We start from the raw sequence: 14,677 nt of genomic DNA, 5'->3' as shown, positions 1-14,677 counted from the left end.
ACCTGGCGAAGGAACGTCAGACGCCGAGCCAGAGGTCCGGCCCGAACACCTCGTAGTGGATGTCCGCCGCCGGGACGCCCGCCGCGAGCAGCTGGCCGCGGACGGCGCGCAGGAAAGGCAGCGGGCCGCACAGGTAGGCGGTGGTGCCGGCCGGGATCTCCACGGTGGAGAGGTCGACCAGCCCGGTGCGCTCGGCCGGCCACTCGCCGAGCGGCTGCTCGTAGAAGACGTGGGCGGCGGCGTTCGGGAGCTTGGCGGTCAGCTGCTCCAGGTCGGCGCGGAAGGCGTGGCTGAGCTGGTCGCGGTCGCCGTGCACCGAGACGACCTGCCGGGCGGAGCCGGTCGAGGCGAGGTGGTCGAGCATCGCGATCATCGGGGTGTTGCCGATCCCGGCGGAGGCGAGCAGCACCGGGCCGTCGCCCTCGGCCAGGAAGACGTCGCCCATCGGGGGTGCCAGTTCGACGGTGTCGCCGGTCTTCAGATGGTCGTGCAGGTGGCCGGAGACCTCGCCGCCGGGCTCGCGCTTGACGCTGAAGCGCAGCGCGCCGTCGGCGCCGCCGGACAGGCTGTACTGGCGGATCTGGTGGGCGCCGTCGGCCAGTTCGGTGCGGACCGAGACGTACTGGCCGGGGCGGGAGGCCGGGACGGGACGGCCGTCGGCCGGGCGGACCAGGTAGCTGGTGACGGTGTCGGTCTCCTGGTGGCGGGTGACCACGGTGTACGGGCGCCACAGGTCGGCCGGGTCCCCGCCGACGGCGGCCTCGCCGCGCAGCCGGTCCTCGACGGCGATCAGCGCGTTGGCCATCAGCCAGTACACCTCGTCCCAGGCGGCGGCGACCTCGGGGGTGACGGCCTCGCCGAGCACCTCGACGATGGCGGCGAACAGGTGCTCGTGGACGACCTTGTACTGCTCGTTGTCGATGCCGACCGAGACGTGCTTGTGCGCGATCCGCGCGAGCATCGCGTCCGGCCGCTGGTCGGGGTTGGCGATCAGTGCGGAGGCGAAGGCGGCTATCGAGCCGGCCAGTGCCTGGCGCTGGGTGCCGTTGGCCTGGTTGCCCCGGTTGAACAGGTCGCGCAGCAGCTCCGGGTGCGCGGCGAACAGCCGGTCGTAGAAGCGCGGGGTGATGTCACCGATCGCGGCGCCCACGACGGGCAGGGTGGCTTCGACGACCTCGGCGGATTTCACGGACAGCATCAGAGGAGCTCCTAACTGGTATCTCAGATTCGCATTAAAGGCTGTGGGTGCCGACTGATCCCGGGGGGATGGGGTCAGTCGGCGGGTCTCGTGGTGAGGCTGAGCAGCACCGGACCGGTGGGGGAGGCCACCAGATCGTCGATGCTGAGCGGATCGAGCGCGGCGAAGAAGGCCTCCTGCGCGTTCCGCAGTGCCCCGCGCAGTCGGCAGGCCGCCCGCAGCGGGCAGGGCGGGTCGTCCTCGCAGCCGACCACGTCCCCGACGCCCTCCAGCTCACGCAGCAGCAGCCCGAGCGAACCGGTCCGCCCGGCGAAGGTGAGCATCAGCCCGCCGCCGCGCCCGCGCCGGGCCTCCACCACCCCGAGGTGCTGCAGCCTGCTGACCACCTTCGCCGCGTGGGTGTACGGCACACCGACCGACTCGGCCACTTCCCGGGTGGTCGGGTTCTCGCCCTCGCCGAGTACGGCCAGCCGCATGGCGATGCGCAGGGCGATGTCGGTGCTCTTGGTCAGCCTCACGTTCAAAACGCTACCGAATACGACTCTCCAACTCCAATTTTCTGCACGATCCCGATCGAGACCCTGGTCACGCCCCCCGGTGGGCTCCTCGGGCGGCCGCCGCAACCGCATTCCGGTCGAATGTCGTACGAATGCCTGGACGAAGTGTCCGGACCGGACGTACAGTCCATATATGCCTGCCGAAAACCCCGACCCGCGCGTCCGGACCTGGTCGCCGGTCTGCCGCGCGGTGGCGCTGCTGCTCGGCCCCTACGCCGAGGTGGTGCTGCACGACACCGCCACCGACCGGGTGCTGGCCATCTGGAACCCGATGACCACCCGTGCCCCCGGCGACCCCTCGCTACTCGGCGAACTCGACCAGCTGGACCCCTCCGCGCCCGACGTCTACGGCCCCTACGAGAAGCTGCTGCCGGACGGCCGACGGCTCTCCTCGGTCAGCGCCGTGCTGCGCGACCGGGCCGGACGCCCCTCGGCGGTGCTCTGCGTCAACCTCGACCGCGGCCCGCTGGAGCAGGCCGCGGCCCTGCTGGCGAACTTCGCCGCGCCGACCGTGGCCCGCCCCGAGCCGCTGTTCGAGCGCGACTGGACCGAGCGGATGAACGACGTGATCGGCGGCCACGTCCGCGCCCAGGGCCGCCCGCTGGAGCGCTTCACCCGCGAGGACCGGCTCACCGTGCTGCGTGAGCTGGACGAGGCCGGGGTGTTCGCCGTCCGCCGCGCCGTCCCCGCCGTCGCCACCGCGCTGCGGATCTCCCGCTCCACCGCCTATGCCCTGCTCGCCGAACTCAAGCACCCCGCGGGCCCCAGTGCCGCCAGCCTCAGGAAGGACTGAGACCGTTGACCCAGCTGCCCGACTTCCGGCTCGAAACCTACTTCTCGCGCTGGGAGTTCACCGCGCGCCACCACCTGACCGCCTCCGACGCCCAGACCATGACGATGGCCGAGCTGCTCGCCATGGCCGGCCCCGAGGACCGCGAGGCCTGGGACACCCTCGGGCTCGGCTACACCGAGACCTTCGGCGACCCGGGCCTGCGTCAGGCCGTCGCCGGGATGTACGAGCGGGTCGGGGCGGACGACGTGATCTGCTTCGGCGGTGCCCAGGAGGGCATCAACCTCGCCATGCAGGTGCTGCTCGAACCGGGCGACCACGCCGTCGTGCTGACCCCCAACTACCAGTCCGCCGAGACCATCCCGCTCTCGCTCTGCGAGGTCACCGGCGTCGCGCTGGACGAGCACCGGGACTGGGCGCTCGACCTGGACGCGGTCGAGGCGGCGCTGCGCCCCAACACCAAGCTGCTGTCGGTCAACTTCCCCAACAATCCGACCGGCAAGGTGATCGACGCCGCCGACTTCACCCGCCTCGTCGAGCTGTGCGAGGAGCGTGGCATCCGGCTGTTCTCGGACGAGGTCTACCGCGGCCTGGAGCGCGACCCGGCCCGCATCCTGCCGCAGGCCGCCGACCTCTCGGCGACCGCGCTCTCGCTCAACGTGACCTCCAAGTCACTCGGCCTGCCCGGGCTGCGGATCGGCTGGATCGCCTGCCGGGACCGGGAGCTGCGCACCCGGCTGGAGCGGGCCAAGCACTACACCACGATCTGCAACTCGGCGCCCAGCGAGGTGCTGGCCCGGATCGCGATCACCGCCCGGGACCGGATCCTGGCCCGCAACCGGGGCATCATCGCGGAGAACCTGCCGCGGTTCGACGCCTTCTTCGCCGAGTTCCCCGAGCTCTTCGACTGGCGCGCCCCGGACGGCGGCTGCGTCGCCTACCCGCGCTACCTCGGCGCGGACGGGGTGGAGGACTTCTGCACCGCGCTGGTCGAGCAGGCGGGCGTGCTGCTGATGCCCGCGAGCATGTTCCGCTCCGAGCTCACCCCCACCCCGGTCGACCGCTTCCGGATCGGCGTCGGCCGCAGCGACCCGGGCCCGGCGCTGGAGGCCTTCGCGGACTGGCTCCGCAAGCGGTAGCAGCCCGAACAGCTGAGGGCCGGACGGCCGGGGCGCTGACCACGGAGGTCGGCGCCCCGGCTGCGACGGCGCAAGGGTCAGAGCTTCTGCCAGACCGGCTTGGCCGCGTAGGTGTCGCGGAAGTAGTCGGCCAGCTTGAGGCGGGAGGCGGCGGCCTCGTCCACCACCACGGTGGCGTGGGGGTGCAGTTGCAGCGCCGAGGCGGGGACTGCGGCGGCGAGCGGGCCCTCGACGGCCAGCGCGACGGCCTCGGCCTTGGCCTCGCCGGTGGCGAGCAGCACCAGGTGGCGGGCCTCCATGATGGTGCCGATGCCCTGGGTGATGACGTGGTGCGGGACCTCGTCGATGCTGGTGAAGAAGCGGGCGTTGTCCACACGGGTCTGCCGGGTCAGGGTCTTGATCCGGGTCCGGGAGGCGAGCGAGGAGCAGGGCTCGTTGAAGCCGATGTGGCCGTCGGTGCCGATGCCGAGCAGCTGGAGGTCCACGCCGCCGGCCTCGGCCAGCGCGCGGTCGTAGGCGGTGGCGGCCGCGGCGATGTCGGCCGCGTTGCCGTCCGGGCCCAGGAAGGAGTCCTCGGTCAGGCCGAGCGGCTCCACGACCTCGCGCAGCACGACCGAGCGGTAGGACTCCGGGTGGCCGACGGGCAGGCCGACGTACTCGTCCAGCTGGCAGACGCGCGCCCGGGAGGCGTCCAGACGGCCGTCCCGGACCCGCGCGGCGAGGGCCTGGTAGATCGGCAGCGGGGTCGAGCCGGTCGCGACACCGAGCAGGGCGTCGGGCTTGCCGGTCAGCAGATCGGTGATCGCCGCGGCGATGAGTTCGCCGGCCGCTGAGGCGTCAGGGACGATCACGATTTCCATACTGGGTCCACCGTTCTGAGGCGAGTCTGAGGTCTAGACCTCCGAGGTCTAGACCAGTTTGCCGTGAACGGGGCCCCAGGTCCACCCGGGGCCCGGCGCGGACCCGTGGGCGTCGTGCCTGGTGGGGGCCGCCGGGGCGGGTGTGGAGGGAGCCGGGGCGCGAACGCCCCGGCTCCCGGTGCCCGGTCTTGCGGATGCCGCCTCGTCGTGCGGAACGGGCGGCGCGTCTCGGCGGCTCCCGGTCAGAACGGGTTGGTACAGGTGGTGACCTGCTTGCTCGCGTCCAGTGCCGGGCCGGCGGTGGCGCAGATGATGCGCGGGGCGGTGGCGGTCACACGGGGGGTGACCGCCTGAGCCGAGCCGAGCCGCACGGTGGTGGCGCTGGCGACCGGCTCCCACGGGCTGCCCCAGGCCTGCTGGGTGCGGACCTCGACCTGAACCATCGTCAACTGGTTCGGGTCGGCGCTGACCTGGGCGATGCCGACGATGCCCTCGCCGTCGGCCTGGTGCGATATGCAGGGGCGGTTGAGCACCGTGGCGCAGGCCGCGGTGCCGGTCTCGGACGTCGCCGTGGCGGCCATGGCGGGACCGGCCGTCAGGGTCGCGATCCCTGCCACCGTCAGCATCACAGCTGCGATCCGAGTGCGCATGATACGAACCTCCTTGGAAATTAAGGGAATCTCACTCCTTGAGATGAGTCTTGCACAAATCATGGACGTGTTGTGTGTGCGTTGCGTCACACCCATGGTGACCGTTCAACTACTGGCTGCAATCGTTCGCTGAATGTTCAGCACACGGACGAACTGCGGTCTGACGGATGATCAGTTCGTAGGTGGCGCGACCATCCGCCGTCCGGCCGTCGCCCCGCCGTCCACCGGTCCTGAGGCCCCGGTCTGATGGACGGAGTCGTCGCAGGTCAGCGCCAGGATCGCCCGGGCGATCCCGGCCGGCTCGGCCATCCGCTCCAACCCCTCGACGTTCAGCGGCCCGTAGGCCTTCTTGAACCACGCCCAGGCCGCGTCCGGGATGCCCGGCGGTCGGGCGAAGGCGGTGTCCGTGGTGCCCGGGAGCATCGCGTTGATCCTGATGCCCCGCGTCCCGTACGCCAACGCCGCCACTTTGACCAGTCCTTGAATCGCCCTTTTGTGGTCCTTCACTCGTCCGGGTGGCGCGTTGCCGCTGCGGCGAATCGGACGGATACCATCGACCCGATCCCAGCGGAGGCGACTGCGTGGACACGGTCATCGTGCAACTGCCCGGCCCGGGGCCGGACATGGCACCCGGCGGGTCGCCCGGACTGCTGCGGATGGGTCCGGGCGAGACGGCGGTGTTCGGGCGCGGCGAACCCGGACGACCGGTCGCCATCCCGCTGCCCGACCAGGGCGTCTCCCGCCGCGCCGGCGAGGTGGCCGCGGCCGAGGACTACTGGCGGCTGTCCAACTTCAGCACCACCGCCACCTATGTGGTGGAGAACCTGGAGGGTGCGGGGGAACACGTCAAGGTGGCCCCCGGCCGCCTCGGTGCGCCCGTCCCCTTCGAGCTCTCCCGGGTTCTGCTGCCCGCCCTCGGCGAACCCGCCTCCTTCAAGGTCTTCGCCCCGCAGCACGCCTACCTGGACGGCGGCCCGAGCGGCGTCGGCGGCGAGCGCACCGTCAGCCCCTTCGCCCTGGACCCGACCGCCAAGTACTTCCTCGTCCTGCTCGCGCTCTGCGAACCCCGGCTGCGCTCGCCCTCCACCGCCGCCGTCCCCGGCGTGGCCGACGTGCTGGCCCGGCTGCGCGCTCTGCCTTCCTGCCGCGGGCTGACCCGCTCGGCGGTGAACTACCACATCGACTACCTGGTGTGCACCAAACTGCGGCTGCGTGAGCCGTACGAGGAGGGCACGGCCGGCGGCAAGCGCGAGGAACTCGTCGCCCTGGCGCTGAGGTTCGACCTCGTCCGGGAGGAGCACCTGGCCCTGCTCCCGCCCCGGCGCCGGGCCACCCGGCCGTGACCCCTGCCGATCAAGCGGGCGCCGCCCGGCCCGAGCCCCAGTCGCCGAAGGAACACCTCCCGGACGCGCGGCCGCCCTTCGAGGTTCCCGAGGGCTATCCCCTGGCCGGCTACCGCACCGGTGCGTTCCTCGGCGCGGGCGCCTGGGGCAGCGTCTACGCGGCCGACGGGCCGGACGGCACCCCGGCCGCCGTCAAGATCCTCGGCCCGGCCCGGTCCAGCCCCGGCCAGCGTCGCACCGCGGCCCAGATGGGCCACAGTGAGCTGCGGTTCAGCCGTCGCGCCGACCACCCCCACCTGATCCGCACCCTCGCGGTGGTCACCGTCGACGACCCCGACCGCCCCGCCCTGGACGGCGCCGTGGCCCTGGTGATGGAACGTGCCGCCCGCAGCCTGCAGGACCTCCTCGCCACCGTCCGCCCCGGGACGGCGGTGCCCGGCGCCGAGCGCATCCTCGCCCAGGTCTGCGCCGGACTGACCCACATGCACCGGGCCGGCTGGGTCCACGGGGACCTCAAACCGGCCAACATCCTGCTGATGCCCGACGGCACCGCCAAGATCGCCGACTTCGGCCTCACCGCCGAACTGGAGGGCACCCACGCCTACGCCCCGCCGCTCGGCTCACCCGACCACGTGCCGCCCGAATGGTGGTCCCAGCGCACCGGCGCGCGCGGGGTCGCGCTGCGCCCCAGCGCCGACATCTGGGCCTTCGGGGTGATCGCCCACCAACTGCTCACCGGCGGGCTGCACCCCTTCCTCGGCGCCACCGCCCGGGCCCGCTCGCTGGCCGCCCAGGCGTACGCCCGCGGCGCGGCCCCGTTGCGGCCGGACCAGGCGTTGCCCGTGCCCTGGCGGGCCGTGGTGGCCGCCTGCCTGGCCGCCGACCGGGACCAGCGCGCCCGCACCGACCTCGCCGCGCTGGTCGCCCGCGCCACCGTCCGAGCCTCCGGGCGCCGCCGGGCCGCCGTCCGGGCCGGCCTCGGCCTGCTGACCTGCGCCGCCGTCGTGCTCGCGCTGACCGGCGGCCCGGAGCCGGTCGGGTCGACCGCCCACCGGGCCGCGCCGTCGCCGGGGGCGATCCCGGCCGGCTCGGACGTCCCGACGCTCTACCGGGGCGTGATCGAGGACGCCGCCCGGCGCTGCCCCGAGCCGGAGATCACCCCGATCCTGCTGGCCGCGATGGTCAAGGCCGAGAGCGGCTTCGACCCGAACGCGGCCCGCCCGGAGACCGGCGAGTACGGCATCGCGATGTGGACGCCCGCGGTCTTCGAGGCCTGGTCCAAGGCCGCCAACCACCCCGGCGCCAAGTCGTACCTGGACCCGGGCGACGCGATCGCCGCGATGGGCAACTACGTCTGCTGGCTCGACCAGCAGCTCAAGCGGCGCGGCTTCACCCGCGACCTGCCGGCTCTGGTCACCGCCGCCTACCGCACCAGCGACAAGTCGGTGGCGGCCGCCGGGGGCGTCCCGGAGCGGGTCCGACCACATGTCGACAAAGTGCTCAGGTATCTTGCCGACTACGGCGGGTGACTGCCCGAACCGGGATGAGTCGTGCCGCATCCATACGTATCCGGCGCGGGTACCCGGGTGACCGGACCGAGGTCTGGGATCCTCGGGCGCATGATCACGAAGCTCCGCGCGGTCGCCGCGCAATGGACCGTCGCCGTCCCCGTGACGGCGTTCGTCGTCCTCGCCCTGACCTGGCACGAGAACCTGCCCGGCTGGGTGGTGGGCGTGGTCGCGTGCTTCCTGATGGGTGCCGTGCTGGCCGCCGTGCACCACGCCGAGGTGATCGCCCACTGGACCGGGGAGCCGTTCGGATCGCTCGTGCTCGCGGTGGCGGTCACCGTGATCGAGGTCGCGCTGATCGTGACGCTGATGGCCGACGGCGGGGACAAGTCCTCGACCCTGGCCCGGGACACCGTGTTCGCCGCCCTGATGATCACCTGCAACGGGATCCTCGGCCTGTCCATCCTGGTGGCCGCGCTCAAGTACCGGACCGCCGTCTTCAACGCCGAGGGCACCGGCGCCGCGCTCGCCTGCGTCGCGACCCTCGCCACGCTCAGCCTGGTGCTGCCGACCTTCACCACCAGCGCGCCGGGCCCGCAGTTCTCGACGACCCAGCTGAGCTACGCGGCCACCGCCTCGCTGGTGGTCTACGGGCTGTTCGTGACCACCCAGACCCTCCGGCACCGGGACTACTTCCTGCCCGTCACGGCGGAGGGCAGGATCCGGGAGGACGAGGACGGCCACGCGAGTCCGCCCACCGTCCGGGCCGCCGGGGTCAGCCTGTTGCTGCTCGCCGTCGCGCTGGTCGCGGTGGTGGGCCTGGCCAAGAGCGTCTCGCCGACCATCGAGTCCGCGGTGAACGACGCCGGGCTGCCGCACGCGGTGGTCGGCGTGGCGATCGCCATGATGGTGCTGTTGCCGGAGACCATCGCGGCGCTGCGCGCGGCCCTGCGCGACCGGGTGCAGACCAGCCTCAACCTGGCCCTCGGTTCGGCGCTGGCCAGCATCGGCCTGACCATCCCGGCGGTCGCGATCGCCTCCGCCTGGCTCCCCGGCCCGCTGGTCCTCGGCCTCGCACCGGCGCACATGGTGCTGCTCACGCTGACCGTCGTGCTCGGCACCCTGACGGTCATTCCGCGCCGGGCGACCCTGCTCCAGGGCGCGGTGCACCTGGGGGTGCTGGCGGAGTTCGTGGTGCTGGCGGTGAACCCCTGAGGGTCCGTCGGCCGTACTCATGAGTGGAAGCCCCTGGCCCGTCCCCCCGTGCGGGCCAGGGGCTCCCTGCCGCCGCGGCTCAGACGCGGCGTGCGACCTCCGGAGGGCTCAGACCCCCGGAGGCCGCGCTGTCAGGAGACCCGAGGGCCTCCAGTGCCTCAGGAGGAGGTGCGGCGACGGCGGGTGTAGAGCACCGCGCCCGCGCCGGCGGCCAGCAGGACGGTGCCGGCGCCCGCGTACAGCAGGGTGCCGTCGCTACCGGTGGTGGCCAGCTTCTTGCCGTCCGAGGCGGCGCCCGGGATCGGGGTCGGGACGCTGACCTTGGCGGGAACGACCAGGGGCTGGTCCGGGCTGACCTTGGTGCCGGTCCCGGGGTGCACCGGCACGGTGGCGGTCGGCGCGGTGGACGGGCCGGCGCTCGGGGCGGTGCTGGGCGCGTCGCTCGGGGCGTCGGTCGGGACGCCGGCGGCCGGGGTGGTCGGCGCGGGGGTCGGCGGGGTCGTCGCCGGCGGCTGGGTGGCCGGGGTGGCCGGGGTGGTCGGCGGGACCGGCGCCGGGGTGGTGGTGGGGGTGGCCGAGTGGGTCGGCTCGGGGGTGTGGGTCGGAGCCGGGGTGTGGGTCGGCTCGGGGGTGTGGGTCGGCTCGGGGGTGTGGGTCGGAGCCGGGGTCTGCGACGGCGTCGGCGTGGCGGTGTGCGAGGGGGTGGTGCTCGGCACGGCGGTCGGGCCGGCCGACGGGGCCTTGGTCGGGGTGGCGGTCGGCGAGGGCTTGCCGGTCGGGGCCGGGGTGTCGCCGCCGCAGTCGACCTTGAAGACCTTGTGCTTGGGGTTGCTGACGTCCGGGTGCTCCGGCAGCTCACCGTCGACCAGCGGGACGGCCTTCCAGAACAGCTTGTAGTGGCCGTCCGGCAGGTTGATGTCCTCGGTGCGGACGTGGCCGTGGTCGTCGACCGGGATGTCGCCGTAGACGACCGGCTCGGACATGTCGTTCATGTCGAAGATCGCCCAGAGCACGTCCTGGTTCGGGTCGAAGCCGAAGGAGTCCAGGTAGAAGGTGCAAACCTTGGGCTCGTTGCGCACGTCCTCCTGGCCGGTGGCGGCGTCGTGGATCTTCACGGTGCCGTTGTTGCCGGGGGCGCCCTTGCCGTTGCCGTTGCCGCCGGCGACGGCGTGCGCGGCGGGGGCGAGCAGCATCAGGGCGGCGGCGGTCGGGACGGCCACCAGGGTGCGCGCTGCGGTGGAGCGGATGTGCATGCGTGATCCATCGGGTACGGCAGGTCGGGACGAACCTGCGCAGTGGGAGGGAGCCCTCGGGTCGGCGGCCGGACCGGGGCCGGTGCCGTACGAGCGAGAGGGCATAAAAGTTCCGTAGTCAGAAACATGACGCAAGGGCGGTTTGGCCGAAATGCATCACTGAGAGAGATAGATCCGATTAGTCCGCTACAACAATCCGATCACCCGATTGTGTTCAACTCGTGTGCGCCACAGGTGGCTGAGGTGCCGGTCAAGGGCGGGTCCCGCGTCGACGGGTGAACCGATGGGCCGCGAGGGTGGCCGGTTTCGGCCGGTCGAGGCGGCGGGGTCGCGTGTCGGGGCGGCGGGCCGGGGTCGCGGTTCTCTATCGTCCGTCTGGAACCACCCGGTCCGCGCGGTCCATCGGGTGATCCGGCGTGTGTTCCGTTGTCATGTGCAGCCGATCCGACCCAGGGGGAATGTGCGATGCCTGGCCCAGAGCAGCAGGTGCGACCGGACCGACACGCAGCCGGTCCGACCGAGGGCAGCGCCGACGTCATCGTGGTCGGCGCCGGACCGGCCGGCTCCACCGCCGCCTACCACCTCGCCCGCACCGGCCTGGACGTCCTGCTGTTGGAGAAGTCCGCCTTCCCGCGCGAGAAGGTCTGCGGGGACGGCCTCACCCCGCGCACCGTCAAGCAGCTGGTCGACATGGGCATCGACGTCTCCGAGGAGGCCGGCTGGCTGCACAACCGCGGCCTGCGGCTGATCTCCGGGCGGCGCTCGCTGGAGTTCGACTGGCCCGAGCTCTCCGCCTTCCCCGGCTACGGACTGGTCAGGCGCCGCGCCGACTTCGACGAACTGCTCGCCCGCAAGGCCGCCTCGGCAGGCGCCCGGCTGGTCGAACGCGCCAACGTGGCAGGCCCGTTGACGGACGAGCGGACCGGCCGGATCGTCGGCGTCAGCGCCAAGCTGGGCGAGGGGCGCAAGCCCGTCGAGTACCGCGCCCCGATCGTGGTCGCCGCCGACGGCAACTCCACCCGGCTCTCCATCGCGATGAAGCGCCACCGGCGCACCGACCGCGCCATGGGCGTGGCCTACCGCACCTACTTCACCACCCCGCGCCACGACGACCGCTACCTGGAGGCCTGGCTCGACCTGCGCGACCCCACCGACCCCGCCCGCCGCCTCCTGCCCGGCTACGCCTGGGTGTTCGGCATGGGCGACGGCACCGCCAACGTCGGCCTCGGCGTCCTCGACACCGAGAAGACCGACCTCGACTGGCGCGATCTGCTGCGCCGCTGGTGCGCCGACCTCCCGCCCGGCTACGGCTACACCCCCGACGCCGTCACCGAGCCCATCCGCGGCTCCGCCCTCCCGATGGGCCTCAACCGGCAACCCCACTACGCCGACGGCCTCCTGCTGGTCGGCGACGCGGGCGGCACGGTCAGCCCCGGTACCGGCGAGGGCATCGCCTACGCGATGGAGTCCGGCCGCTACGCCGCCGAGACCATCGTCCAGGCCCGGGCCCGCCGCACCGACCGCGGCCGCGAACTCGCCCTGCGCGCCTACCCGCAGGCGCTGCACTCCGCCTACGCGGGCTACTTCGCGCTCGGCCGGCTGACCGCCGACCTGCTCGGCCGCCCCAAGCTGCTCGGCGCCGCCGGTGCGGCCGGACTCGGCAACCAGGCGCTGCTGAAGGTGGCGTTCCGACTGATGGTCAACCTGACCGAGCCCAACTCCAAGGACGCCCTGGACCGGCTGCTCCACCTGATCGGGCGGGTCGCCCCGGGGCGGTGACGCGGAGGTTCGGGGTTTGGCCGAAACCGGGGAGTGCAACGGGCCGTCGGTCGGACCATGTTGACGAATGATCAGGCGATCCGATTGCCTGGTGTCGATCCAGCCACGGAGGGTGAGCACCGTGCCCCTCCGTGGCTGCTTCTTCGACCGATTCCCCGTTCGACGGAGACACCGTGCGCCTTCGCCTTCGCCTGTTCGTCGCGCCCCTCGCCGCGGCCGCCGCCGTGACCGCCGTGAGCATCCCCGCCGCGGCCGCCGACACCGGTACGGCCACCCCGCCCGACCAGTGCTCCGCCACCTTCCAGCACAGCGACGCGCGCCTCGGCCCCGAGGACCTCCCCAGCACCGGCCCGGTCGGCCGTCAGCTCCTCGGCTACCGGCGCACCGGCGGTGCGAGCGACCAGGACTTCCTGGCCGAGTACTACGACCCGGCCGCCAACGGCGGCAAGGGCGGCTGGAACTACCCGCCCGCCGACGGTTACGTCACCCTGCCCGACGGCACCCGGGTCGAATTCGACATCACGCTCCACCCGAACCAGAACATCGACCGCTACGGCAGCGAGTACGGCTCCTTCCTCGCCCCCGAGGGCCTGCCCTACGCCAACCGCGCGATCCCGCCGCAGAGCCTCGACGGCACCCCGGCGGCCGGCTGCAACTACCACGACTACAAGGTGGTCAAGGCGTTCAAGGTGCACGCCGGCCCGATCGCGCCCTGGTTCAACCAGCCAGGCTGGGGTCTGCAGTACCAACTCGACGCCTCCCTGCTGCCCGGCGGCCCGGCCAGGTTGAACGTGCTGTGGCTGGTGGAGAACGGCTACCTGGCCCGGATCTGACCCGGCGCCGCGCGGCGTCCGGTGATCAGTCCCGGTCGTTCACCAGGACTCGACCACCGGACGTCGCCGTCGCCCCAGGCGCTCATGTCGTCGGCGAACACCCCGACCGGCACTGCGGGTCCGACATCGCCCGCATGGGCCGTCAGCAGCTCGATCACAGCCCGATCCCCGCACTCGGCCGGCCCGCCGGGAACCGGAATATTCGCTGGCGGGCAAGGGTGGGCAGGGGATAGGAAGGCCGGGTGACCCTCAGTGCCGGCGCGACCGACCAGCGCCTCTTCCGTCCCGACGTCGTCGACCTGGGCGACGTCCAGCTGCGCCCGTGGGGCCGGGCCCTCGATCTGGCCGGCGGCACCGTCGCCGCCGTGACGGCCGCCGCGGTCGACCCGGAGATCGTCCGCTGGAACCCGCTGCGCGACGCCGCCGATCCGGCTGGCGCCGAGGCCTACCTCGACCGCTCCGACACCCGCTGGGCCGACGGCAGCACGGCCTCCTTCGCCATCACCGACACCGCCGACGGCACCCTGTGCGGCAACGTCGCCCTGCGCTGGACCGACCGGGCCGACGGCGTCGCCATGGTCGGCTACTGGCTGCTCGCCACCGCCCGCGGCCGCGGCCTGGCCACCCGCGCCACCACCGCCGTCACCCGCTGGGGCGTGCGCACGGCCGGCGTCCGCCGGATCGAGCTCTACCACGACGTCGACAACCAGGCCTCCTGCCGGGTCGCCACCCGCGCCGGCTTCCCGTACGAGGGCACCCTGCGCGCCTCCTACCGCTACGGCGACGGCCCCTACACGAACGAGCACCTGCATGCCCGCCTCGCCACCGACCCGGACCTCGGCTGACCGGGCGCCCCACCGAACTCGCCCGCCTCGTCACCGAGTTCCCCGCGGAGGCGCCGTAGGCGCGACCCGTCAGTGGTACTGGGCGAGCTGGATGAGGTTGCCGCAGGTGTCGTCCAGGACGGCGATGGTGACCGGGCCCGTCGCCAGCGGCTCCTTGGTGAACCGCACCCCGAGCCGGTGCAGGCGCTCGTACTCGGCGTGCACGTTGTCGACGGCGAAGGAGGCGGCCGGAATGCCGTCGGCGACCAGGGCCGTCTTGTACGGCCTGACGGCGGGGTGGGCGTCGGGCTCCAGCACCAGTTCGGTGCCCTCGGGCTGTTCGGGCGAGACCACCGTGAGCCAGCGGTGCTCGCCGAGCGGGACCTCCTCCTTCTTCACGAAGCCCAGCATCTCGGTGTAGAAGCGCAGGGCCTTGTCCTGGTCGTCGACGAAGACACTGGTCAGGTTGATCCGCATGAGCTGCCCTCCGGTGTGCGCTGGTACTGGCGGCCGTCGCCGAGCCGATCGTAGATCGCGCGCAGCCAGGGCCGCCGGACGGCGGGCAGCCGGGCGAGCCGGTGCGGCAGCAGGTGCCGGTCGGGCTCGAAGAGCCGGTACGGGCGCAGCGGCAGCGGGTCGTCGCGCTTCTCACCCGCGGACACCCCGCTCGCGAACAACCGGAGTACCCTGCCCGCCGACCGCCCGCCGAGCGGTTTTCGCAGGCCCGC

General features: G+C 72.9%; 17 protein-coding genes. 8 read left to right on the top strand and 9 right to left on the bottom strand.

Going from position 1 to position 14,677, the window contains the following annotated elements; all coding sequences use genetic code 11:
- Window positions 1–16: 16 nt before the first annotated feature.
- Complete coding sequence (locus ABZW30_RS30485) at window positions 17–1,198, bottom strand: globin domain-containing protein (protein WP_355674434.1); 1,182 nt, start codon at window positions 1,196–1,198, stop codon at window positions 17–19.
- A gap of 74 nt (window positions 1,199–1,272) precedes the next feature.
- A complete protein-coding gene (locus tag ABZW30_RS30480) occupies window positions 1,273–1,716 on the bottom strand; it encodes an Rrf2 family transcriptional regulator (RefSeq protein WP_355674433.1) in 444 nt (147 codons plus the stop codon).
- Between the two features lie 172 nt (window positions 1,717–1,888).
- On the opposite strand from ABZW30_RS30480, the gene ABZW30_RS30475 reads away from it, so the two are divergent.
- Window positions 1,889–2,548 carry a PAS domain-containing protein gene (locus ABZW30_RS30475; protein ID WP_355674432.1) on the top strand — a complete coding sequence of 220 codons (660 nt, stop codon included), beginning with the start codon at window positions 1,889–1,891 and terminating at the stop codon, window positions 2,546–2,548.
- Window positions 2,549–2,553: 5 nt separating this feature from the next.
- On the top strand, window positions 2,554–3,684 hold the full coding sequence (locus ABZW30_RS30470) for an aminotransferase class I/II-fold pyridoxal phosphate-dependent enzyme (protein WP_355674431.1): 1,131 nt from the start codon (window positions 2,554–2,556) through the stop codon (window positions 3,682–3,684).
- A 77-nt stretch (window positions 3,685–3,761) separates the two neighbouring features.
- On the opposite strand, the gene nagB is transcribed toward ABZW30_RS30470, so the two are convergent.
- The 3 genes from nagB to ABZW30_RS30455 form a co-directional block, all read right to left on the bottom strand.
- On the bottom strand, window positions 3,762–4,544 hold the full coding sequence (nagB, locus tag ABZW30_RS30465; RefSeq protein WP_355674430.1) for a glucosamine-6-phosphate deaminase: 783 nt from the start codon (window positions 4,542–4,544) through the stop codon (window positions 3,762–3,764).
- 242 nt (window positions 4,545–4,786) lie between these two features.
- Complete coding sequence (locus tag ABZW30_RS30460; RefSeq protein ID WP_355674429.1) at window positions 4,787–5,194, bottom strand: hypothetical protein; 408 nt, start codon at window positions 5,192–5,194, stop codon at window positions 4,787–4,789.
- A gap of 171 nt (window positions 5,195–5,365) precedes the next feature.
- Window positions 5,366–5,701: an SDR family oxidoreductase gene (locus tag ABZW30_RS30455; protein WP_355674428.1), complete on the bottom strand. Its 336-nt coding sequence runs from the start codon at window positions 5,699–5,701 to the stop codon at window positions 5,366–5,368.
- A 74-nt stretch (window positions 5,702–5,775) separates the two neighbouring features.
- Here ABZW30_RS30455 and ABZW30_RS30450 point away from each other — a divergent pair, with 74 nt between their 5' ends.
- The 3 genes from ABZW30_RS30450 (at window position 5,776) to ABZW30_RS30440 (ending at window position 9,260) form a co-directional block, all read left to right on the top strand.
- Complete coding sequence (locus tag ABZW30_RS30450) at window positions 5,776–6,537, top strand: serine/threonine protein kinase (protein WP_355674427.1); 762 nt, start codon at window positions 5,776–5,778, stop codon at window positions 6,535–6,537.
- On the top strand, window positions 6,534–8,066 hold the full coding sequence (locus tag ABZW30_RS30445; protein WP_355674426.1) for a serine/threonine-protein kinase: 1,533 nt from the start codon (window positions 6,534–6,536) through the stop codon (window positions 8,064–8,066). Before ABZW30_RS30450 ends, ABZW30_RS30445 begins: the two co-directional genes overlap by 4 nt.
- Window positions 8,067–8,156: 90 nt before the next feature.
- The gene (locus ABZW30_RS30440) at window positions 8,157–9,260 is read left to right on the top strand and encodes an ionic transporter y4hA (RefSeq protein ID WP_355674425.1); all 1,104 of its coding nucleotides are present in this window, start codon (window positions 8,157–8,159) and stop codon (window positions 9,258–9,260) included.
- Window positions 9,261–9,418: 158 nt separating this feature from the next.
- On the opposite strand, the gene ABZW30_RS30435 is transcribed toward ABZW30_RS30440, so the two are convergent.
- Entirely contained in the window at window positions 9,419–10,513 is a 1,095-nt protein-coding gene (locus ABZW30_RS30435; RefSeq protein WP_355674424.1) for an LPXTG cell wall anchor domain-containing protein, read from the bottom strand.
- A 465-nt stretch (window positions 10,514–10,978) separates the two neighbouring features.
- Here ABZW30_RS30435 and ABZW30_RS30430 point away from each other — a divergent pair, with 465 nt between their 5' ends.
- Together ABZW30_RS30430 and ABZW30_RS30425 are read left to right on the top strand one after the other, a co-directional pair.
- Window positions 10,979–12,292: a geranylgeranyl reductase family protein gene (locus ABZW30_RS30430; protein ID WP_355674423.1), complete on the top strand. Its 1,314-nt coding sequence runs from the start codon at window positions 10,979–10,981 to the stop codon at window positions 12,290–12,292.
- 173 nt (window positions 12,293–12,465) lie between these two features.
- Window positions 12,466–13,125 (top strand): TNT domain-containing protein, encoded by a 660-nt coding sequence (locus ABZW30_RS30425; protein WP_355674422.1) that lies wholly within the window; start codon window positions 12,466–12,468, stop codon window positions 13,123–13,125.
- Here the strand turns inward: ABZW30_RS30425 and ABZW30_RS30420 are convergent.
- Window positions 13,107–13,283: a hypothetical protein gene (locus ABZW30_RS30420; protein WP_355674421.1), complete on the bottom strand. Its 177-nt coding sequence runs from the start codon at window positions 13,281–13,283 to the stop codon at window positions 13,107–13,109. The genes ABZW30_RS30425 and ABZW30_RS30420 overlap by 19 nt on opposite strands.
- Before the next feature lie 84 nt (window positions 13,284–13,367).
- Between ABZW30_RS30420 and ABZW30_RS30415 the strand changes: the two genes are divergently transcribed.
- Complete coding sequence (locus tag ABZW30_RS30415) at window positions 13,368–13,970, top strand: GNAT family N-acetyltransferase (protein ID WP_355674420.1); 603 nt, start codon at window positions 13,368–13,370, stop codon at window positions 13,968–13,970.
- A 69-nt stretch (window positions 13,971–14,039) separates the two neighbouring features.
- Here the strand turns inward: ABZW30_RS30415 and ABZW30_RS30410 are convergent, their stop codons facing one another.
- Both ABZW30_RS30410 and ABZW30_RS30405 read right to left on the bottom strand, forming a co-directional pair.
- Window positions 14,040–14,426, bottom strand: coding sequence for a VOC family protein (locus tag ABZW30_RS30410; protein WP_355674419.1), 387 nt, complete (start codon window positions 14,424–14,426; stop codon window positions 14,040–14,042).
- Window positions 14,411–14,626 carry a hypothetical protein gene (locus ABZW30_RS30405; RefSeq protein WP_355674418.1) on the bottom strand — a complete coding sequence of 72 codons (216 nt, stop codon included), beginning with the start codon at window positions 14,624–14,626 and terminating at the stop codon, window positions 14,411–14,413. Before ABZW30_RS30405 ends, ABZW30_RS30410 begins: the two co-directional genes overlap by 16 nt.
- Window positions 14,627–14,677 lie beyond the last annotated feature (51 nt).

It is taken from the genome of Kitasatospora sp. NPDC004669 (genome assembly GCF_040609455.1).
Taxonomy (GTDB): domain Bacteria; phylum Actinomycetota; class Actinomycetes; order Streptomycetales; family Streptomycetaceae; genus Kitasatospora.
The sequence above is the reverse complement of the archived record's forward strand: the minus strand, read 5'-3'. Positions and strand labels throughout refer to the sequence as shown.